21 protein-coding genes are annotated in these 22,317 nt (G+C 40.1%); 19 read left to right on the plus strand and 2 right to left on the minus strand.

Going from position 1 to position 22,317, the window contains the following annotated elements; translation table 11 throughout:
* The 7 genes from ACIZ62_RS05335 (at position 1) to tnpC (ending at position 6,820) form a co-directional block, all read left to right on the plus strand.
* Positions 1–918: an NAD-dependent epimerase/dehydratase family protein gene (locus ACIZ62_RS05335; RefSeq protein WP_414151384.1), complete on the plus strand. Its 918-nt coding sequence runs from the start codon at positions 1–3 to the stop codon at positions 916–918.
* Positions 915–2,789, plus strand: a complete 1,875-nt coding sequence (locus tag ACIZ62_RS05340; RefSeq protein WP_414151385.1) for a glycosyltransferase family 2 protein — start codon at positions 915–917, stop codon at positions 2,787–2,789. The genes ACIZ62_RS05335 and ACIZ62_RS05340 overlap by 4 nt, the downstream gene beginning before the upstream one ends.
* A gap of 70 nt (positions 2,790–2,859) precedes the next feature.
* Complete coding sequence (locus ACIZ62_RS05345) at positions 2,860–2,928, plus strand: DUF6431 domain-containing protein (RefSeq protein ID WP_414151840.1); 69 nt, start codon at positions 2,860–2,862, stop codon at positions 2,926–2,928.
* A gap of 378 nt (positions 2,929–3,306) precedes the next feature.
* Positions 3,307–3,996: a hypothetical protein gene (locus tag ACIZ62_RS05350; RefSeq protein WP_414151386.1), complete on the plus strand. Its 690-nt coding sequence runs from the start codon at positions 3,307–3,309 to the stop codon at positions 3,994–3,996.
* Positions 3,997–4,358: 362 nt separating this feature from the next.
* The gene (tnpA, locus tag ACIZ62_RS05355) at positions 4,359–4,688 is read left to right on the plus strand and encodes an IS66 family insertion sequence element accessory protein TnpA (protein WP_414151387.1); all 330 of its coding nucleotides are present in this window, start codon (positions 4,359–4,361) and stop codon (positions 4,686–4,688) included.
* Positions 4,685–5,059, plus strand: coding sequence for an IS66 family insertion sequence element accessory protein TnpB (gene tnpB / locus ACIZ62_RS05360; RefSeq protein ID WP_414151388.1), 375 nt, complete (start codon positions 4,685–4,687; stop codon positions 5,057–5,059). Before tnpA ends, tnpB begins: the two co-directional genes overlap by 4 nt.
* 138 nt (positions 5,060–5,197) lie before the next feature.
* The gene (tnpC, locus tag ACIZ62_RS05365) at positions 5,198–6,820 is read left to right on the plus strand and encodes an IS66 family transposase (RefSeq protein ID WP_414151389.1); all 1,623 of its coding nucleotides are present in this window, start codon (positions 5,198–5,200) and stop codon (positions 6,818–6,820) included.
* A 319-nt stretch (positions 6,821–7,139) separates the two neighbouring features.
* On the opposite strand, the gene ACIZ62_RS05370 is transcribed toward tnpC, so the two are convergent.
* Together ACIZ62_RS05370 and ACIZ62_RS05375 are read right to left on the minus strand one after the other, a co-directional pair.
* On the minus strand, positions 7,140–7,514 hold the full coding sequence (locus tag ACIZ62_RS05370; RefSeq protein ID WP_111887615.1) for an EscU/YscU/HrcU family type III secretion system export apparatus switch protein: 375 nt from the start codon (positions 7,512–7,514) through the stop codon (positions 7,140–7,142).
* Positions 7,501–9,063, minus strand: a complete 1,563-nt coding sequence (locus ACIZ62_RS05375) for a hypothetical protein (protein ID WP_414151390.1) — start codon at positions 9,061–9,063, stop codon at positions 7,501–7,503. Before ACIZ62_RS05375 ends, ACIZ62_RS05370 begins: the two co-directional genes overlap by 14 nt.
* Before the next feature lie 340 nt (positions 9,064–9,403).
* Between ACIZ62_RS05375 and ACIZ62_RS05380 the strand changes: the two genes are divergently transcribed.
* The 12 genes from ACIZ62_RS05380 (at position 9,404) to istB (ending at position 22,249) form a co-directional block, all read left to right on the plus strand.
* On the plus strand, positions 9,404–11,548 hold the full coding sequence (locus ACIZ62_RS05380) for a chemotaxis protein CheW (protein WP_414151391.1): 2,145 nt from the start codon (positions 9,404–9,406) through the stop codon (positions 11,546–11,548).
* 46 nt (positions 11,549–11,594) lie between these two features.
* The gene (locus ACIZ62_RS05385; RefSeq protein ID WP_111887612.1) at positions 11,595–12,407 is read left to right on the plus strand and encodes a CheR family methyltransferase; all 813 of its coding nucleotides are present in this window, start codon (positions 11,595–11,597) and stop codon (positions 12,405–12,407) included.
* A gap of 138 nt (positions 12,408–12,545) precedes the next feature.
* On the plus strand, positions 12,546–14,414 hold the full coding sequence (fliD, locus tag ACIZ62_RS05390) for a flagellar filament capping protein FliD (protein ID WP_414151392.1): 1,869 nt from the start codon (positions 12,546–12,548) through the stop codon (positions 14,412–14,414).
* Between the two features lie 22 nt (positions 14,415–14,436).
* Entirely contained in the window at positions 14,437–14,829 is a 393-nt protein-coding gene (gene fliS, locus ACIZ62_RS05395; protein ID WP_414151393.1) for a flagellar export chaperone FliS, read from the plus strand.
* A gap of 1 nt (position 14,830) precedes the next feature.
* On the plus strand, positions 14,831–15,226 hold the full coding sequence (locus ACIZ62_RS05400; protein ID WP_111887609.1) for a flagellar protein FliT: 396 nt from the start codon (positions 14,831–14,833) through the stop codon (positions 15,224–15,226).
* A 380-nt stretch (positions 15,227–15,606) separates the two neighbouring features.
* Positions 15,607–16,014, plus strand: coding sequence for a flagellar basal body rod protein FlgB (flgB, locus tag ACIZ62_RS05405; protein ID WP_414151394.1), 408 nt, complete (start codon positions 15,607–15,609; stop codon positions 16,012–16,014).
* A complete protein-coding gene (flgC, locus tag ACIZ62_RS05410) occupies positions 16,014–16,451 on the plus strand; it encodes a flagellar basal body rod protein FlgC (protein WP_111887607.1) in 438 nt (145 codons plus the stop codon). The genes flgB and flgC overlap by 1 nt, the downstream gene beginning before the upstream one ends.
* Positions 16,452–16,463: 12 nt before the next feature.
* Entirely contained in the window at positions 16,464–16,775 is a 312-nt protein-coding gene (fliE, locus tag ACIZ62_RS05415) for a flagellar hook-basal body complex protein FliE (RefSeq protein WP_111887606.1), read from the plus strand.
* A 144-nt stretch (positions 16,776–16,919) separates the two neighbouring features.
* Positions 16,920–18,506 (plus strand): flagellar basal-body MS-ring/collar protein FliF, encoded by a 1,587-nt coding sequence (gene fliF, locus ACIZ62_RS05420; protein ID WP_414151395.1) that lies wholly within the window; start codon positions 16,920–16,922, stop codon positions 18,504–18,506.
* A 29-nt stretch (positions 18,507–18,535) separates the two neighbouring features.
* Positions 18,536–19,540, plus strand: a complete 1,005-nt coding sequence (fliG, locus tag ACIZ62_RS05425) for a flagellar motor switch protein FliG (RefSeq protein ID WP_111887604.1) — start codon at positions 18,536–18,538, stop codon at positions 19,538–19,540.
* Positions 19,533–21,524, plus strand: coding sequence for an IS21 family transposase (gene istA / locus ACIZ62_RS05430; protein WP_414151396.1), 1,992 nt, complete (start codon positions 19,533–19,535; stop codon positions 21,522–21,524). The genes fliG and istA overlap by 8 nt, the downstream gene beginning before the upstream one ends.
* Positions 21,518–22,249, plus strand: a complete 732-nt coding sequence (gene istB, locus ACIZ62_RS05435) for an IS21-like element helper ATPase IstB (protein WP_414151397.1) — start codon at positions 21,518–21,520, stop codon at positions 22,247–22,249. The genes istA and istB overlap by 7 nt, the downstream gene beginning before the upstream one ends.
* Positions 22,250–22,317: the final 68 nt, after the last annotated feature.

Genomic DNA, 22,317 nt, shown 5'->3' on the forward strand with positions numbered 1-22,317 from the left:
ATGATAAAAAAGGCTATTTTAACGGGAGCAACAGGTTACATTGGATCGAGTTTATTAAGAGAGCTTTTGAAAAAGAAATGGAGAGTCATAATCGTAGTACGAAAAACTTCGTCTTTTCATTATATTCAGGACATAAAAAATGAAGTAGAAATTTTTGAATTTGATAATGATTTGAATAAAATGGTAGATTTGTTCGACGAAATAAAGCCAGATGTTGTTTTTCATTTAGCCTCAAAAGTGATTGTACAACATGATATAAACGATATACCCGACATAATAAATAGTAATGTTCTATTTGCAACCCAAATTCTAGAAGCTATGACTAGAACAAATACTGCCAATATTGTAAATACGGGTACTTCATGGCAACATTTTGGAAATGAGCAATATAATCCTGTAAATCTTTATGCTGCGTCAAAAGAAGCTTTTTTTTCAATACTGAAGTATTACAATGAGGCGTTTGGTGTTCACTCTATTACCTTAGAGCTTTTTGATACATATGGACCGAATGATAAACGACCTAAGGTTTTAAACCTGATAAAAGACATTGATAAAAATAGCGCTAGTTTAGAAATGACACCTGGAGAACAGGAAGTGAATTTAGTTTTTATTAATGATGTGGTAAGAGCATATATAATAGCTGCGGAAATCTTAATTTCTGATAATGAGCGGCATGTCAATAAAAGTTTCTCAATTTGTGCTAAAGAAACGGTAACTTTGAAGGAACTAGTTATTTTATATGAGATGGTTAATAAAACCGAACTAGACATTAAATGGGGAGCAAAATCTTATCGTAATAGAGAGGTTATGTCGATTTGGAATAAAGGTGAGATCCTTCCTGGTTGGAACGCTGAGATCAAATTAGAAGAAGGATTGCACTTATTTTGTGAGTGTGAACAAGGTGGAAAGCACAAATGAAATATTCAACGGAAGAACTGATCGAATCGGTTAATAAGGTAAACAAATTAGTTGAAGACGGTCTTTTTCACGAAGCTTATCGAGAATTTAATCAGATAGATAGTGATCTCGAAGCAGATCATTATTCTTTTTCAGAAAACAACCAAAATAATAATCGAATCGTTGCGAATTATTACGCAAGTTTTGCATATTTTTTATTCAGCATATCTGAATATAGCAAATTTTTCGAGCAATATTTTAAAGCACAGAAGTATGGTTATTCGGTTAAAAAGAAAAAGAAATTTATTTATGAAGCTTTTATTGAACCGAATATTGAGGAATTTAAAGCAAATTATTTATCAAATCTTGCAAATATACAGCTAGCTAATACAGACAATAAGCATTCTTTTGAAGAATTACCATTTTGGTTAGTGACAACTGGCAGTGAAAACGAGTATTTTTTATATAATAAGGAAACAAATTTACTTGAAGAAAAAATATCATTTGCAGTTAACAAATCAGAAAATAGACAAGCTATCCCGAACAGTGACATTTTTCTAGTTAATCATGGATCGTGGAATGATGTTAAAGAGTGTTTGGAAAATATCTGCAATACGAGTAAGAACATATATGTAATGGCAAATAATATTGGAAAACTACTTTCTTACTTTCAGGGAATTTTACCAGATGCAAATCAACATTCAAAATTAGTTGTTTTCACTCAATGGGATCAATTTAAATATTTTTTTCAAACATTTGGATCGTTTTTTCCGCGTAATTATATAGGTGACTTAAAAAATCAGAATAACTATCTAAAACTAAATAATGAAATTCATAAATTTCGATTAGAGAAAAAAAATCGATTTGGCGATAGAATATTATTGAGTATTTGTATACCCAGTTATAATCGAGGGCATCGTGCATACGAAAATGTGCTCCATTGCTTAGATTCTGAATTTGATGAAGAAATTGAAGTAGTTGTTTCCAATAATGGAACAAGTAACGATACAAAAGATTATTATAAAAAAATAGACATGATTAATGACAGCAGATTAACTTATTTTTCTTTTGAGGAAAACAAAGGAATGGCTGCAAACATTTGTAAAGTAGCAGAAATTGCGCAAGGGAAATTCATACTATTGTTGAGTGATGAAGACTTAGTCGATTTGAAAAAACTAGAAGATTTAATAACTATTTTGCGTGAAAATAGTGAAGAACTAGGTATAATAAGGGTTCGATCAGACAAACAGGGGTTAGTACCATATGTTGGATTTGTTAGGTCGGGAATCGAAGCTCTAAGAAAATTTATGTTGACGTCCAATTATCTATCCGGAAATATTTATTGCAGAAAAAGGTTGATTGAGAATGACTTAATTGAGTTTATAAAAAATAATCTGGTCAATGAAACCTGTTTTTACTACCCGCATATGGTTTGGGAAATTAAACTTGCACAGTGTTCAAGTATTTTGGGATTAGACTTAGTCTTGGTGAGAGAGGGAAAGGCAGAAAAAACTGAGTTTGAAAATACGAGTATCGGGGAATTAGTTCAAAAGAAGATGCCGTATTATGCGACTTTCGAGGGAAGGATAGGACAACATGAGGGTTTTTATGAAATTATAAAAGGGCTAGAAATATGCGATGATCTTGATATCTTTAGAGAACTTTACAAAAAATTGTGTTGGAAAACGTTGTTTTTAGTAAGTCTCTCAATCCGTGTTTACTACAAAGACACGGATATAGACATTCATTGTTTAATGGAAGAAACATATAAAGTGTGTATAAGATATTTAGATAGATTTTTTTATGGAAAAAAGAGCAGTAATAAATACAAATACACGGAGGATCAGAAAGCAATATGGCAGTATTTTATTAACTTAAAGAGTCAGATTTAAACCAGAGCTGATAGTGCCTGTGAAACCTCCGAAAAACGGCCATGATAGTGACCGTGTCTGACACCAACTTATACGTCGTCTTAAATGCAAATGCGGAAGGCTGCATCACGAAATCCCGGATTTTCTGGTGCCATATTAGCACTACTCCAATGAAGTGCTTGAAAATGTGCTGGATGACGTATCCACACCAGAGGATTTGTCTAGCGAAGACTACCCCTCTGTGAGATCATTGTCGAAATGGTTCGGTTAAAGAAAAATATTAGGAAATTAGAGTTGGTGCAGACTATAATGAAACACTTAATAACATTAAAAATTTTATAAAAATAAGAGATGAATTAAAAAGCAATACACCAAAGGGTGATACAATGAGTCGACAATGTGCGCAAAATGTAGTTTAACAGAAAGAAAAGAGAGTGGAACAGTATAAATATCAATGAATAGTTGTTTAACAAGAGCCCGTGCTTGACACTAATTTATACTGGCTAAAAATTGGTTTATCATTGAAAGAGTGAAAAATATGCTGTTTTCGAATCCACACGAAAAAAAATATAAAGAGTCCTATAAAGAGCGAAATCTTTATTATAAAATATTTGCCGGGGTTATTTTTAATGAGTTGATTCCAGAGAATGACTTACCTCTGAGATTCATTGAATGCCTTAGTGTGAAATATGGAGAGACATGTGAAGCGTTTAAAACTAATGAAAAAACACATGTGATTGCAGATTTAAAGGGTTTAAAGGAAGATGCTCAAAATGGAAATTTAACGGTTTTCTTTGATTATCACGTCGAGCAGATTTTAAAGGAAAAAGGACTTTCTTGCTATGAATGTAGCTTGAAAGGTGAAATTGCCGATATATTCATAGGTGGTTCGAATAATTTCATTGCCATTGAAGCCAAGTATCTCACAGATTTTGGGTTTGGCAAAGATGTTGAAAAAAATCAGAAACGAATTCTTTTCGCACAAGAAAACATCGGGACAAGTACAGGGATTCAAGTGTTGCTAATATCAGATAAAAAGCATTATAATTTAAAGAAAAAGAAAAATTGTAAAAATAGCAACTATGAGGCTTTACGAAATTATTTGGTTAATCAGGCAAATGACATACCCTTTATCTTAATTGATTGGAAAGATATTGAGAACCTTATTCCCGATAATATATCGTTTGGAAATGCAAAAAAATATTTAGAGAAAAAGTTAAGAGGGTAGCAGTGCCTGTGAAACCTCCGAAAAACGGCCATAGATAAGCGTGCCTGACACCGATTTACAAACTATAAGTTTGCATCTAGCGAGCAGTGGGGTATACTGGTTACCAAGACACTTCAAGGCATTGTCTTGGTAACCTAGGAGCCGTTTAACTGACACCAACTTATAAACTTTACATTCTTATATTAGCGTTAGCGGGTTCGATGATGGTCTCTTCATCAATAATTATAATCATTTGCAAGAGTTCGTTTTGTTGATAATCTTTTTCCAAGACTTTAAGTAAGTGCTTCATAAGATGGCGTAGTGAAAAACCGGTCCAATTAGTGTAAACTAACCTGAAAAGAGGTTCAGGAGGTTTAGAGATAATGGACGAATCAAAAAGACAGCTATGGGAAGAGCGTTTCGAAGAACAGTCAAACAGTGAAATGACCATTGATGCCTGGTGCAGTCAAAATCAGATCAGTAAACACACCTTCTATTATTGGAAGCAGCGGATCCAAAAAGATAAGATGGACAGGGTCGAAAAAAATACCGTGTCACCACTGTTTGCAAAACTGGAAATGCCGGCGACGGCTGCTGAGCGAATAACGGAAGCGGGACTAATTATCCGCTGGCGGAGTTTTGAGATGGTTCTTACGGATCACCATGATATCTCTCTGGCAACGCAGTTTATCCGGCAGCTTTCACAGTCATGATGGATCGGTTTATCAGAGGCACAACCCATATCTACATTGCCTGTGGTGCCACCGACTTCAGAAAACAGATGGATGGACTGGCCATGGTTGTCAACATGGAGTTTAAGCTGGATCCATTTTCGGAGGCATGTGCCTTTATCTTCTGCAACCGGAAAAGAAATGCCCTTAAAGTTTTACGTTACGACGGCAACGGCTTTATTCTGGCCAGCAAGAAGCTGCTCAACGGCATGAAATTCCAGTGGCCGAGAACCCCATCAGAAGTCAGAGAAATAACCGGCCAGCAGCTGCAGTGGCTGCTTCAGGGTCTTGAAATCGAGCAGAAAAAAGCCCTCCAGCCGGTGGCGATGACCCTTGAGAACAGCTGCTTTTGATAGCCTGAAAATCGTGTGAGTAAACTCGGGATGATGGTGTGAAATGGCTTTTTTAAGCCATTTCAACTCGAAAATAGTAGCGTTATGGCGCTAAAAGTGGTATAATAATACCAAGAAAAAGCAAAGGAATGGATACCGATGACAGGACAGGAAGAACTGCAGATGCTCCGGACGCTGGTGAAAAAACAGAAGGAAGAACTGGCTGCCAAAGACGAAATTATTGCCAAACAGAATATCCGGATTGAAAATATGGTGCAGGCACTTCTGCAGGCCAGAAAGAAACTGTTCGGCCCCTCCACCGAAACAACAAAAAAACTGGATGGACAAGTGTCTTTGTTTGAATCAACCGAGGCACTTGCCAAAGAACTGTTTAACGAACAGCAAAAAATCACAGTCCCCAGTCATACCCGCAAAGCCCGTCAACCTGGCGTCCGGCAGGAAATGCTGGCCGGTCTTCCGAAGGAAATTGAAGAGTACATCATCCCGGACGATGAAGTCTGCTCCAAATGTGGTGAGGATCTGATGATCATCGGCAAACGAATTGTTCGGACCGAAGTGACCTATGAACCGGCAAAACTGAAGGTGAAGCAGATTGTCCAGCAGATTGCCAAATGCACCCAGTGCGGAAAAGAAGGCAGTGAGAACCCGAAGGATCATTTTCAGAAAGCCGCCATCCCGGTGCCGGTACTCTCACATTCCATTGCCACGCCATCACTGGTGGCCCAGGTCATGTATCAGAAGTTTGCCATGGGCATGCCTTTTGCCCGTCAGGAAAAAGACTGGTACCGGTTGGGGCTGATTCTATCCCGGTCAAATATGGCCAACTGGACAAACCGCTGCAGCGAAGAATGGCTGACTCCAGTTTACGAACGCATTCATGCCGAACTGCTTTCCTGTGAGGTGCTGCATATGGATGAGACACGGATCCAGTGTAACCGGGAGGATGGTAAAAAAGCCAGCAGCGATTCCTATATGTGGGTAATCCGGAGTGGGGCATGTGAGCATATCCAGGCCGTTTTATTCCATTACTCATCCAGTCGCAAAAGGGAAATTGCCAGGGAGCTGCTTTCCGGATTTCATGGCTATTTAACGACGGATGCGTATACTGGCTATGATAAAGTGGAAAATATCCGGCGCAACTTATGTTGGTCGCACTGTCGTCGTTATTATATCGACAGCATTCCACTGACCAGCAATGGAAAAGAAATTCCGGGTTCAAAGGGCGCCGAAGGCCGGGCGTTCATCGACCTGCTTTTTAAAGTTGAAAACGAAATAAAGGATCTGCCCTATGAGGAGATCAGAGAAAAGCGTCAGGAACGGTCACGCCCCATTCTGGATGCCTTTTGGTCGTGGGTTGACGAAACGGCGGCCATTCCAACAACCAATGAAAAGCTGACAGCGGCTCTGAATTATTCCAAAAACCAGAAAAAACACCTGGAAACCTTCCTGGAAGACGGACGCCTGCCCATCTCCAATAATCTTTGTGAGGCCAGCATCAGGCCTTTTGCAACTGGCCGTCGCGCCTGGCTTTTTGCCGATTCACAAAAAGGTGCCACCGCCAATGCGGTTCTCTACACGCTGGTGGAATCCGCCCGGGCCAATGAACTTGATGTCTACGAATATCTGAATTACCTTCTGACTGAAATCCCCAACAGTGACTACCTGCAACAGCCGGAAGTGCTTGAAAAATACCTGCCATGGTCTTTTGATCTGCCTGATCGTTGCAGACTTAGCCATAACTATAAAAAGTGCCTCAAATAAGATGTCTCCAGTATAGCAGGTTAAATTCAAACTTGCTATACGTCATCTTTTGAGGCACTTACAGACTTTAAACCCAAAAATCTCATAAAGTTGGACAAGGGAAGGAATATCTTTAGATTCAAGCATAATTAGTCTGCCGCCTAATCGAATTTGACCTTCTAGAATTTTAGCCAGGCGATAACCCAAAATTGAATGATCGAAACTTAACGTCACACATTTATAAAGAGGAGCTGGCTGATGAAATTTGCAATCGGTAAGGCATCGTTAAGCAGAGAGTAGTTTAACGACCAGATAAAAGCCATCGGTTTATTAATTACCACTAATCGAACAGTTTATCGTCGACATCGTTTCCCTCGGCCAAGTTTAACAAGGACACATAAATGTTAACCACAATCTGAAACAGTTCCGGTGGGATTTCCTGCCCCATTTGAAGCTTGGATAGCAGGGTGGCGGCGGAGTCATCGTGATAGATCGGGATGCCGTTTTCTTCAGCGACGCTTAAGATATTTTGGGCGACAAAACCAGTCCCGGCGGCAACGATGACGGGAGAGCTATTTTTATCAGGATCATAGCGCAGTGCGGTAACTTTTAAAGGTTGCTCCCTGATTTCTGCTTCGGGAGTTGCGTTGTTTGTTTGGCCGTCCTGGATAGGGATGGTTTTTTTGGGTGCTTTTTTAGCCTTAGATGGTGACATCGAGACCTACCTTTCTAAAAGCCAGCTTTGGAAAACGTTGCAGGATGGTCTGGCTTTGTAAATATTCGCCCACCCCATAGCCGGCAAGGGAATAGCCCTGCTCCTCGACGATGGATTTCAGCTGCTCCCGGGTCGCTTTTAATGTTTCAACCAAGGGACCGGGAGACTTAATATTTAAGGTAATATTTTTATCCCGGGCTAGTAGCTCGACCTCAAAATTGCCGTACCGGTCCGACTGAATGGTAAAGAAAATATCGGTTGCATTGTCAGAGTCCCCTTTTTCGTCCTTTTTAGCGGTGGGATCTTTGTCAACAAAAAATTCACCATAGGAATTTTCATCTAAAAAACGCAGCGGAATTAAAAAGTGCATAATCGTAAAGATGGGGCTTTCGTTTCGTACCAGGGTTTCTAGCAGGTTTTGCGCGGAATTGATAATTTTTGACGAGTTTTTTTCGTCCAGTGCCTGTTCGAGCAGTTGGGCCAAAGCAACCTTCTCACCATCACCCGGGTTTTTAGACGAAGATTCCAGACGATCAGACAGAATTTCGGCTTCTTTAGCATGGCGGAAAAGTTGGTTTTTCATTTCCACAATATCGCTGTCGGTTAAGTTAGACAGGGGTTTTAAGGCCTGGGAAAAGCGCAAGACCGCTGCTTCGAGTTGTTCAGGGTTACCTTTATCAAATCGGACAATGTGATCAATAATCGTCGCTACCGATTGATAGGTTTTATCGCTGTAAGCCTGGGACTGCAAAATCTGACGCAGTACCGGGATGGTCTCGTTTTTTAGCAGTTGTTGAATTTCCTGATAGTTGAGGTTTTTTGAGTTCAACAGGGTTTCGATACGGGATAAACGCTGTTCTAATTGATCACCCGGCTTACCGTTTTGGGCGGCTTTTAAATTAATAAGATTTTGAAGTTCCTGGTTTGGTTGTTCTTTTCCGTTTGACTTAGTTAAAACAAGTTCCAATTTAAGTAGTTGTTGTTCAAGCAAGGCCCGCTCTTTAGAGGGAAGTGTCATCAGCAAACGGCTGGTCTCTAAAAAAATACCATTGAGGGTCTGGTTTCGGTTTACGTGGGCATCGTAGTGCCTGAGAATGGAAACTATGGCCTCTTTTAACTGGGGATACCCGTCCAGTTTAGCTAATGATCGAAGACTGTCAAAAAAAGAGCCCTTAAAGATGGAGTCAGTTTTGTCTCGGAGTAGAAGTTCACTCAAAAGATCCTGAGTATTGATAAAAAGACCGTCTAACAGTTCTTTTGGTAATGCTCCCGCGGATGACTCGAAAAGCTCGGAGATCAACACAAGCTTGCGCAGGGCATCAGCTTCAGCAGTCGTGCTGTTCATCAGGGGTTTTAAAATTTCCTTTTGCAAATTCTGAAACAGGGTTTCCCGGAAGCTCTCTTTGTCGTAGTTTTCTGAAACAGGTTTTATTTTACTGGCGTTATCGGTGCCGTTAATACTAAAAACTGAATCACTGGGAGTATGTTTACTCGGGATATCATTAACTTTTGGAGTGGAGACAGTCGAGGTGATTTTGATACTATCCAACTGAGAGCTCCTTTCTATATCTTACTTTGTTAGTTTAGATTATACTGTATTCGCAATAGATAATCAATCATTTAAGAATTGATTTAACAAGTTGGTAAAGAAGTCTCTAGTTTATAATAAAAAGCTAAGGGATCTCGGATTTTTGCCGATATTATAATAATGGGCAGTATGCGAACAAACGGAGTTAAGGATTGTAACAGAGAATTACATCAATTCAGGTTGATAAAATTCGTGAAATTGGGGTATATCTACAAGGAATTAAAAAATAAAGTGCATTTAGGACAAAAAGCCGATATAATAAATTAAGGTAAAAATTTCATGTATATAAAGGATGGACAAAATGAGTAATTATGATTCTGGAAATGATTCCATTTTAGAGATGTATATTTTTGAATCGGAAACACTGCTTGATCAATTAGAGGAAATTTTTCTTCAATCTGAAGACAATGCGGAATTAACCCCGGATGACATTAATGAAATCTTCCGGATTATGCATACCATCAAGGGTTCTTCAGCAATGATGGAGTTTGACATGTTGGCACATTCCTCTCATAAATTGGAGGATCTGTTTTTCGTTATTCGGGAAAACGGCATAAAGCAGGAGGATTTTGGGGATTTAATGGACCTGGTCCTTAATTTTTCCACTTTTCTCAAAGGCGAAGTTGAGAAGATCAAGAACAACGAAACCCTGCTGGATGAAAACGACGAACTAATTGTCGAAACGGATGCTTTCTTAAACCGAATTAAGGGTTTATCGCAGGATGTGCCAGTAAAAGAGCAGGAAGAAATCATTGACAGCCCGTTGGATGATGCCAAAACAGAAATTCAAGAAACAGCAGAACACGATGATTTGTTTGGGGATCTGCGTTTTGACACGGTTAGCGATGAAAAAACAGAAGATGATGAGGATGAAGCGGACAGGGTTGAGATGGCTGACAAATCAAACACTTACTGTCTTCACACCCGATTTAACGAAGATTCTCAAATGGAGAATATCCGCGCATTTATGCTGGTTAACAAACTGGAATCGATTGGGAAGATCACAAAAACAATTCCGGAACAGCTCAATAATAATCCGGAAGCGGCGGGGATTATCCTAAAAAATGGATTTTTCTGTCATCTAGAAACAAATGCCGATAAGGAAACGGTTGAAAATATTGCGCTAAGTATCTTATCGGTGAAACGAATCGATTTTGTTGATTGTTACCAGGAAGAAGAAATCACACCAGAAATCAAGACCAAACCCGAGGTTGTACCAGTGGGGAAAAAGACCCCTGAAAAGGTTAATGATCCCAATAAGCAAAAAACTAATGTTCAGAATTTAATCAGCGTTGACTTAAATAAGCTAGATACTCTAATGAACTTAATTGGCGAGATTGTTATCACGGAATCAATGGTTTTTGGCAGCGTTGGCATGGAAGGAAAGCGGGATGAAAGTTTCGAAAAAGCATCAACCCAACTGCAAAAATTAACCGATGAACTACAGGATATTGTGATGTCCATTCGGATGATTCCCATCGCCGGTACCTTTAAAAAAATGCAACGAATTGTCAGAGATGTTGGCAAAAAGCTAAAAAAAGAAGTGGAATTCATCACCATGGGTGAAAGTACCGAGGTAGATAAAACGATCATCGATGGGATTGCTGATCCGCTGATGCATCTGGTTCGAAATGCCATGGACCATGGCCTTGAAAGCGCGCCAGAACGAATTGCAGCAGGAAAAAACCCGGTCGGTAAGGTGATTTTATCAGCCCAGAATGTTGGCGGAGATATTATTATTTCTGTCAGTGATGATGGAAAGGGGCTGGATCCGGTCGGAATTCTGGAAAAAGCTAAAGAAAAAAAATTGCTGGTGAAGCCGGAAGAGGAGTATTCAGAAAAAGAAATTCTCAATTTAATTATGGCGCCCGGTTTCTCGACCAAAGAAACGGTAACGGAGTTTTCCGGTCGTGGGGTTGGTATGGACGTTGTTAAGAAGAATATTGAAAAAGTGGGGGGATCTATTTCAATTGAAAGTGAAAAAGGTTCCGGTACCAACATTTTCTTAAAAATTCCATTGACCCTATCCATTATTTCCGGAATGGAAGTGCTAGTCGGTGAGGATATTTACGAAATTCCCATCAGCAATATTCGAGAGACATTTAAGATCACGGCCAACCAACTCATTAAGGATCCCGACAACAACGAAATGGTTATGATTCGTGGGGTGTGCTATCCACTGATTCGGCTACATGATATTTTTGAAGATAGAAAGTGCGAAACCCATATTGAAGATGGCATCTTAATGTTAGTGGATTCCGGGGATACATTTGCCTGCCTGTTTATGGATGATCTGATCAAGAAACACCAGATTGTTGTAAAACCGATTCCAAAATATTTAAACCATTATTCAATTAAAAATTCAGGAATTGCCGGTTGTACAATTTTAGGAAACGGTAGTATCAGTCTGATTGTTGATATCCCGGCGATTTTAGATCACTACTAGATCCCCCGCTTGGTTTGATTTTAAAGATAAATTATGAGGTAAGAAAATGATAAAACTGAAGGAAGACGAGTTCCAGGCCATCACACGCTATATGCATTCCAATTATGGTGTCGATTTACACAAAAAAAGACACCTGATTGAAGGGCGCTTAAGTCATTATGTTTCTCAATTGGGTTATGACAACTATATGGATTATTTTGAGTATGTAAAAAACGATAAAAAAAATGATGAAATCAGTGTACTCATCAATAAACTGACCACAAATCATACCTATTTTTTACGGGAAAGCGAACATTTTGATTTTTATAAACAACAGGTTCTTCCTTGGGTGGACGAAACAACCAAAACCAAAGACTTGCGGGTATGGAGTGCCGGCTGCTCATCAGGACAGGAACCCTATACCCTGGCCATGATTACCCGAGATTATTTAGGTAATAAGATAAGTTCCTGGGAGAGTACCATTCTGGCTTCAGATATCTCGGACAAGGTATTAATGACCGCCAAATCGGGGGTTTATTCCAAGGAAGAGCTTTCCAAGATTCCGATGGAATGGAAACGAAAATATTTTAGGGATTATGATGAAGCGTATCTATCAGTGACAGAACCGATCAGAAAAGGAGTGGCTTACCGTAATTTCAATTTGCTTTCCCGCTTCCAATTTAAAAAGCCCTTTCACGCCATCTTTTGTCGAAATGTAATGATTTATTTTGACAAGCCCACTAAAAACGAGATTGTACAAAAATTTTATGATTCGTTACTTCCGGGAGGGTACTTTTTCATTGGACAAAGTGAATCCCTGGCTTCGGTTGATCATTCCTTTAAATATGTTAAACCATCTATTTATCAGAAAGAAGGCTAAAGTTTTCTGAGTAAATGACGATAATTGTTATAAGAAACAATAGTCAAAGTGACTTGGAATAGCAATAGTTTTAAACAAATTAGTTTGGAGGGATTTAAAATGGCATCAGTTAATTCATCAACCAGTACGAACTCGTCATTGTTAGCTAAAACCGGAATGGGTGGCTTGGTATCGGGTTTGGATACAGATTCTTTAGTTGAGAGTTTAACGAGCGCAAGTCGTTCAAAAATAGCGAAACAACAGCAAAGTGTTCAAAAACTGGAATGGAAACAAACAAGTTATCGGAATGTGTCTAAAACGCTTAAAGAATTCCAGAGTAAATACCTGGATGTGCTGTCAAAAACGAATTTTAGAAGTGCATCCTTATTTAATACCATAAAAGCATCGACGACGTCGACAAAAATTTCGGTTTCTGCTACTAGCGCCGCTGCAGCAGGGAACATTGAGATTACAAATGTTACCCAGTTGGCGACAAATCAGACCATCACAGGGGTTTCGGGTGCTTCCGCCGCACTAACCGGAGGGACGGCCTACAATCCCAGTTTACTGGACGATATATCGCCGACAACCAGTAAATCATTTCTATTAAAAATGGACGGTAGCGTACGTACCATTACGCTGGATCAGGCGTTTAAAGAGAGTGTGGGAACGGATGGTTTTGAAACAGCACTTCAAAACAAGATTAACACAGCTTTCGGAGAAAAAAGTGCCGGTGTACCGGTTGTTGATGTGACTTTGGTAGGGGGCAAAATAGGTTTTTCCGCATCCGGTTCTCAGTTGACAGTCAGTGCCTTGAATTCAGATGCTGCTACACTTACTAAATTAGGTTTCACCGATGGGCAAACCGATCGATTAAGTACAAATAAGGCATTATCGGATCTACCATTACTAAAAGATACGCAGCCAGTTGATGGGGAATATAAGTTTTCAATTAACGGAACCAACTTCTCATTTAAAACAACAGATTCTTTGTCAAGTGTTATCAATAAGGTAAATACCAGTGATGCCGGAGTAACCATGTCTTACTCTACCATTACGGATAAGTTTACATTAACAGCTACAGAAAGTGGTGCTGGTGATAATATCGTTGTTAAAGAAACGACAGGTACCTTGATGAATGCCTTTGGTTTGGCTGATCTTTCAACCGAAGTAGCGGGCACAAGTGCTACATCTGAGGCGGGAAAAAATGCAATTTTGGAAGTTAATGGACAATCCATTGTACGGACTTCTAATTCCATTGAAGTAAATGGTGTCAAAATTGAACTTTTAGAAAAAACTGCCGCGGACGAAGTACTGAAAGTATCAATGAGCGAAGACACAACCGAATTAAAGGACACCATAAAGAGTTTTGTTGAAGATTATAATAATTTGATTTCTTCGATGAATACTTTGATCAAGGAAAAGGCTGATTCTGCTTATCCACCGCTTACTGATGCGCAAAAAGATGAAATGACTGAAAAGCAAATCGAAGCCTGGGAAAAAAAGGCCAAGGTTGGTTTGTTAAAAGGAGATAGTGTTCTAAAAGGAATTACATCTAAGATGCAGTCAATGATGTACGGAGCTGCCCAAAGCGGTGGGATTACATTGTTTAATATGGGGATTTCTTCAGCAGGCTACGCAGAGAACGGAAAACTTAAAATTGATGAAGAAAAACTGGAGACCGCACTAAAAACAAGAGGGTCTGAAATTAGAGATCTTTTTACAACAGAAAAAACGGGTTTAGCCAATCAGTTAAATAGCGTGATTGATGCAGCCGCAAAAACAAGTGGTGTAAAAGGCACTCGGGGGTCTTTAATTGAGTTGGCTGGCTATGAATCAACTCTTTCGAATACGGAAAATAGCATAACCGACAAAATAACAAAGGCGAATAAAATGATAACGAGTTTGAATAAGAAATTAAAGACTGAAGAAACTTATTATTGGAGTAAATTTACGGCTCTGGAGACAGCGCTACAACAACTTAACAATCAAAGTGCGATGATCACATCATTTGGTTCAAGTTCGTAATGATAGAAAGGGGGGAAATGTAATGCAATACGCAAATGCTTATCAGGAATCAAAGCGTTATGCCATTGAATCTTTGTCAAAAGGAGAGGTGGTTATTAAGCTCTTTGAGGAAGCGGAAAAACAGGTAAAAATGGGCATCATCCTAATAGAAAAGGAAAGTTTTGCTAAAGCATACAATTGTATCGCAAAAGCGCAAAAGATTATAACTTCACTTAATCTTTCGTTGGATATGCAATACCCCATTTCAATTGAACTTAATCAGATGTATAGTTTTATTTTTGAAAAGTTGGGTGAGGCCAATAGTAGTCGTGATATCCAATTATTAAGGAGTCTATTGGCTTTAATTGTTGATCTTAAAGATTCATTTAAGGAAGCAGAGAAAATCAGTAGCCCTTCAAAATCAAGAGGACTGTAAGATGGACGATGTTTCTCATGAATTATGCCAGGAAAAAATTTCTATTTTAAAAGAATATGTAAGCAAGGGTGAAGAAATTCTCAGCAGTATTGAGGACTGGGAAAATCTGGATTTAATCCTTGAAGAACGAGATCAACTAATCCTCAGACTTAAAAATATGGAAGAACATTTAACTGGACTAAAGGGAAATCAAGTTTGCAGTAGTGATGAAAAAAAGCAAATTGATAACCTGGTCAAACTTATTCAAGACATGGATCAAAGTTGTATTCATATGATCCAGGCTGAACAACAAAAAACCCTTCAGGATTTGAAAAAAAATCAGCAGAATCAGAAAGTGGCAGATTATGAAATCAGTTTAACCCCTAGCCACGGTACTTTTCTGGATGCAAAAAAGTAAATTGATAAATTAAATGAATAAATACACAAAAAAAGCAACTTTTGTTGCTTTTTTTTATGCGGTAATATATAATAAAACAGGCGTAAAAAACAATATTTCAATCGCTTTTTTAAATGATCGTTTGCAGCTTCACAATTTTGACTTTACTTTAACAAATACAATAGTGCAACTCAATCATCAGTTAATTTAATTACAATTTAAGCAGTTTGTAAATCTGTTTGTTGTTTTTTAGAACTTATGGTATGATAGTAATATCTGCAAATTGTGTTATTTTTAGTTTGTAAATAGTGGTAAAAAATATTGATTTAACAAAAGTATGAGATAATGAATAAAGATAAAAAAGCTGACAGTTTTGTTGGCATATTAAAAAGGAGGACATGATGATTGGTGATTCAATAACCTCAGCTCTATATCAAAAAGCACTTGATGGTACCTGGCAAAGACAGAAGGCGACCAGCAATAATATTGCTAACTCTGAAACACCGGGGTATAAAGCGATCAAAGTCAATTTCGAGGATTCATTGAAGGCGGAAGTCAACAAGCTGCAAACCACTGCAAATACGGGTGGGACTGGTTTTCTTGATAAAATGGAAAGCATTCAATCCATCGATAATTCAAATATTAATGTATACCAGGGAGCCACGACGAGTCGTTTAGATCAGAACAACGTGGATATGGAGTCTGAAAACATTGATATGACAAAGTCGGTACTGCAATATAACTATCTGGTTCGTGGTGTCAGTGACTCCTACTCCAGATTAAAATATGCAATTAATGGAGGAAAATAATGAGTTTCTTAAGTTCTTTTAATATTTCCGGATCGGGCATGACGGCTCAAAAGTATCGATTGGATGTTGTTGCGCAAAATATTGCCAATGCCAAGGTTACCCGAACCGAAGAAGGTGAACCGTATCGTCGAAAAATGACAGTGCTGAGTAGTGTTAATACGGGAACCTTCCTGGACGCGCTTAAAACAGCAACCGGTGCTGTTCAAAAGGCCGGCGTACAGGTTGAGGCAGTGATTGAAGATGAGTCGGCCTTAGTTCCGGTTTATGATCCCACCCATCCAGATGCTAACGCTGAGGGATATGTGATGTATCCCAATGTCAATACCGCTCAGGAAATGACTGACGCCATGGGTGCCAGCCGCGCCTATGAAGCAAATGTAACAGCATTTAACGCGACAAAATCAATTGTATTAAAGGCCCTTGAAATCGGCCGTTAAAAGGAGAAAGTGATGTTTATTTTACCCATGAATTCCATTATCGGCGGAGCAAATATTGGCACTGCTGTCACGACCCCGGGAAATGCAGCAGAAACCGGCGTTGCCGGAGATTTTAAAAATATTCTACAGGATACGATTAATAATGTAGAAGAAACAGAAGCAGTTACGAAGGTAGATGCTTACAATTTGTCAATTGGTAATATGGACGATATGCACACCATGATGATCAACACCGCTAAGGCAGATGTTGCACTGCAAACCATGGTACAGTTGCGTAATAAGGTCTTAGAATCTTATCAGGCTGTTATGAATACAGGCCTATAAGTTTGGATAGGTCAAAACATTTTTTTAAACCAGGAATGGATACCGGGCTGAAATTTTATTTTGGTGACCGGTATTCCCTGTTAGAATGCGCCAGTTTATTAACGACTATTGACAGCAAATACTTTGGATGGATGAGAAAAGACGATGAATGAGAAAATTAAAGGCTTTTTAGAAAAAATCAAAAATTTCTGGACCGGAACGACCAAAAAAGCTAAGATTCTGATGATTGGTGGCGTTGCACTGGTCTTATTGGCATCCATCGGTTTGACCGTTCTTTTGAACCATAAAGAGTATGTACCGCTTTTTACTGGTTTAACCCAGGCAGAAACCACTGAAATTATGTCAGCCCTGACCGAATCGACGGTAGATGTAAGGTTAGATGCCGGGGGAAATATCATGGTGCCCTCTGGTGATGAGGCAAAGGTGCGGATGCAGTTGGCAACAGCCGGTTATCCCAAAAACGGCTTGAGTTATTACGTCATTAAAGATAATAACAGCATGCTGGCCACCGACTATGAGCGGAAACAATATGAAAACATGCAGCTTCAGGAGCGACTGGGTGCCAGCATTAAAACCTTAAGCGGGGTCAAAGAAGCCATTGTTACTATTTCGGTACCAACAGAAAATGTGTTTTATCTACAGGAAACAGAAAGTACCACGGCGTCGGTTATTATTCATTTAGAGCCGGGGGCCACCTTAACGCGGCAGCAAATTGCGGGGATTCAAAACCTGGTAATTAAGTCCGTATCGGGTCTGACGGCAGAAAACATCGCGCTTACTGATGGAGAAGGAAATGATCTGGTCAATAATCTGGCGGCTGAAAATGGCGGCGAGACTAAGTTAAAATTGACAAATGCGGTTGAGAATGCATTAACTCAAAAAGTAAACAAGGTATTGGACGGACCTTACACTCAGGAGCAGTATAAGGTTGCCGTAACAGCGACTCTTAATACCGATGCCATTAAGCAGGAATCAACCGTTTATACGCCATCAGAAGATGGTGAAAACTCCGGGGTGATCAATCAGGAGTCCTCCAGTTTGGTTATCTCCAATGAGGACGGAATCGCCGGCGGAATTGCTGGTGTTACCGGGAATACGGATATCACAACCTATGCAGAAGGTCTAATTGGTGATGGTGGAATCGTCACTGGGATAAACGAAAATACCACTTATTCGGTTAGTCAGGAAATTACGCAGACTGAAAAACTGGACCCTGCCATCGAAACGGTCTCCATCGGGATTGCCATTGATGATCCGGCGATGACCCCGGTGGCCCGGGAAAACCTGATTCAATTAGTGGCTTTTGCCGCTGGCGTCCCGCCTGCAAGTGTTACCGTGCGTAACTTTGAATTTGCTCAGCTGGAAGAAGAGGTGGATGAACCGCTGTTTACACCGCAACAGTTATTGGTGTTTGGTGGAATCGGAGCTGGAGTGCTGTTACTGCTGCTGGTCTTGTTATTTATTCTTAGCCGCGGTAAAAAGAAAAAAGCGGCTGGAAAAGATAAGAAGAAGGGCAAGCGTGGGAAAGGGATTGATGAATCCTTTGCAACCGATGAAGATTCTCAAACAGATGATTTATTTGGTGCTCTGGCAGCAGATCACCTGGAATCCATTGAGCCAATTCAGACGCTTAAAGATGATAAAAAAGAAAAAATCAAAGAGTTTGCCACCACAAATCCGGAAATTGCGGCGCAGTTATTTAAGTCATGGCTTAAAAATGAAAGTGAATAGATAAGAATTTTTGAAGGAAGTTGACAAATATGGACGTTACCTTAACACCACGACAAAAAGCAGCGCAGGTCGTTATTTCTCTGGGCGCAGATATTGCTTCTAATATATATAAACATTTGCAAGAAGAAGAAATTGAAGTTCTGACCTACGAGATTACCCGACAGGATAGTGTGCCGCCGGAGGTGGCAGATCAGGTCATTGACGAATTTTATGGTCTTTGTGTGGCTCAAAAGGTATACATTGAAGGCGGGGTTAATTATGCCCGAAATGTACTGGAAAAAGCCTTTGGGGTTCAGCAAGGTAGTGCACTTTTGGAGCGGGTCACAAAAACACTCAGGACGAAGGCCTTTGAGTTTATCCGTAAAGCGGATTACAAAAATCTAATGAACATGATTATGAATGAGCATCCTCAGACAATTGCTCTGGTTTTATCCTATGCCAGAGCAGATCAGGCTTCGGCCATTATCTCGGAATTGCCCAAGAGCATTCGGGTTGAAGTGGTCGAACGGATTGCCAGGATGGATCGGACGTCTCCGGAAATTATCAGACAGGTTGAAACCATTCTTGAACGTAAATTTGAATCGGTTGTTTCCTTCGACTTGCTGGAAGTTGGCGGGATTAATTACATTGCTGAGATTATGAACAACATTGATCGTGGGACCGAAAAATACATCTTTGATGAACTTAGTAAAAATGATGCCAAACTGTCAGAAGAAATTCGTAAGCGGATGTTTGTATTTGAAGATATCGTTATCCTCGATTCAATGTCGATTCAACGATTCTTGCAAGAAATTGATACAAAAGAAATGTCAGTCGCACTTAAGGGTGCAAACAAGGCAGTTGCGGACATTATTTTTGCCAATATGTCCCAACGTATGGGTGATACGGTTAAGAGTGAGATGGAATTCTTGCATAATGTCAGGGTCCGGGATGTAGAAGAAGCGCAGCAGAAGATTGTTTCGGTCATTCGAAGACTGGAAGAAGAAGGCGAAATTGTAACATCTAAGGGTGGAAAGGACGAGATCATTGTCTAGTATTGTAAAAGCTAAATGGGTGTCTCAAATTAGTACGCCAGCCGTGATACCAGTTATCAGTCATCATGAAACAGAGCAAGAAAGTGACAATCAACCAGACATCGAAACGACAATGGCTGAAGATCAAACCGATCAGGATAACAGCGTTGAAGCGATGCATGCCGCCAATGAACTGATGAAGGAAGCAATCAAGGCCAGTCAGGAAATCAAAGAAAAATCTCAGGAAACAGGTTATCAGGAAGGCTTTTCGCAGGGCTACGCAACGGGTCACGAAGAAGGCTTGAAGGATGGCACCCGGGATGGCTTTCAAGCTGGTCTGAGAGAAGGCTTAAACGAGGGCATGACACAGGCAACAAGCGAAATTGAGCAGAAACTTCAGGAGATTCATGAACTTCTTGATGCAATCAACGAAGAGCGGCAACAGGCGCTGGACAACCGCGAAAAAGAGCTGCTCGATATCGCTTTTGAAATAGCCAAGAAAATAATGAAATATCAGGTTGCAGAAGACCAGGATCTGTTCTTGCGGTTTTTTGATGAGGTCATTCATGGGGATGAAGAGGATCTTAAAATCTATTTATCTGAAAACCAGAAAACGCTGGATCTCCATATTAATAAGGGAATGGCAGAAAAACTCAAGAAGCTTTCGAAAAAATCCAAGGTAATTATTCTCAAGGATGAGGATAAGATCATGGTGGAAAACACGGTATGTTTCTTCTTAAAGTATAAGGAGGACAACCGAATGATAACAATGGAGGAATATTACATGATCAAAGGTTTAAAAAACAAGGGAATGTCAATCATGCAGATTTCCAAAGAAATGGGTGTTGATCGAAAAACGGTCAGCAATTGGCTTAAGCGCAACGAACCGCCAGCATATCGGATACATCAGTTTCGGCAAGGAAAGCTTGATCCGTTTAAAGATTATATTCTGGAACGAATGAATGAAGGCTGTGTCAATGCCGCTGTGATTTTTGATGAAATTGCAGCCGATGGGTACCAGGGCAAAATGACGATTCTTCGGGAATTTATGAAGCCATATCGCAAAAAAGCGTTAGCCAAAGCATCGATCCGCTATGAAACACCCCCTGGCAAACAGGCCCAGGTTGACTGGGGAGAATTCGTTGTCACGATGCCCGATGGAAAGCTCAAGAAATTGTATGCCTTCATCATGGTTTTAGGGCATTCCAGAAATTATTATCTTGAATTCACCGAGAATTCGAAATTTGACACATTAATCGGCTGCCATGAACGAGCATTTGCCTATTTTGGTGGTGTAACAGAGAGCATTCTGTATGACAATATGAAAACTGTTGTTGCCTACAGTCACAAAACCGGCAACGATAAATGGAATCAGCGGTTTTTGCGATTTGCCGAGCATCACCATTTTATTCCGGTTCGGCATCGGCCTTATCTGCCCCGTTCCAAGGGCAAGGTGGAACGCGGAGTCCAATATGTACGCGGCAATTTTTGGCCGAGAGTCAAAAGCTTTTCAGATCTGGCCGAACTCAATGATCAGGCTCGGCTCTGGCTTGATACGAAATGCAACACCCGGCTACATCAGACGATTCACAAAATACCCCATGAAATCCTGACGGAAGAACTGCTGAAGCCGATGAACACCGAACCGTTTCTTTCTGTGGATCTGGTCAGCCGGAAAGTCATGAATGATTGTATGATCAGTTATCAGTCCAATTATTTTTCCGTTCCCTTCCGCTTTGTTGGTCACCGTGTCGGTGTGCGGGATCTGAGAAATGGAACGATTGAAATCTATGATGAAACTGGTGCTTTGATTGAAGGTTACCGGAAACCGGCCCAAAAACATCAGGTTCAAAAAATGAAAAAGCACTTTGAAGGATTGAACAGTCAAAACCATAAAGCCAAAGCCCGCAAAGCACCGCTTATGATTCCAGATCAATCGCCCAAAGTGCATCAAAGACCGCTCGCAGTCTATGATTCTTTAGTCAGTGAGGTGACCATATGGTAACCCATCACCTGAAGGAAGCTTTTGATCGTCTGAATCTCACGCATATGGCCGCCGTTTATGACCACCATGCTGAAGAAGCTTCCAAGGATAGTATATCCTATTTGGAGTTTCTGGACAAGCTGCTTTGGGCAGAAATTGATGCAAAAAGAGAACGGACAACTACGACGAACTTGAAACTTGCAAAATTTCCCTATATCAAGGCCATCGATTCATTTGACTTTGATTTCCAGCCCAGTGCCAATCAGCGTAAGGTAAATGAACTGAAAACGCTCGCCTTTGTGGAACGTTCCGAAAATGTCGTGTTTTTGGGCCCGCCCGGCGTTGGCAAAACTCATCTGGCCGTAGGTCTGGCGGTTTGTGCGATCAAAAGTGGCTATACTGCTTATTTTCTCAGTGCACATGAACTGATTTCAATGATTCAGGAAAATATTGTTTCCGGGCGCATTCATCGCAAACTTAAAACACTGAATAAACCCAATATCCTGATTATTGATGAAGTTGGCTATGCGGCCATGGATGATGAAGTGGCTCATTACTTTTTTCAGATTGTTTCCAATCGCTATGAAAAAGGCTCAATCATTCTGACTTCCAACAAGTCCTACGGTAGTTGGGGTGATGTGTTCGGAAATAATGTCGTTGCAACGGCGATCCTGGATCGACTGCTGCATCATTCCACAACGATCAATATCAAAGGTGACAGCTATCGGATCAGTGGAAAGCAATGATTCGGTCATTGATATGAGTCTGCCGGTACAATTGGATCAATTGGAGAAAGCCATCGAACAAAGTTCGT

This window comes from Acetobacterium carbinolicum (assembly GCF_047456275.1).
Classification (GTDB): Bacteria; Bacillota; Clostridia; order Eubacteriales; family Eubacteriaceae; genus Acetobacterium; species Acetobacterium carbinolicum.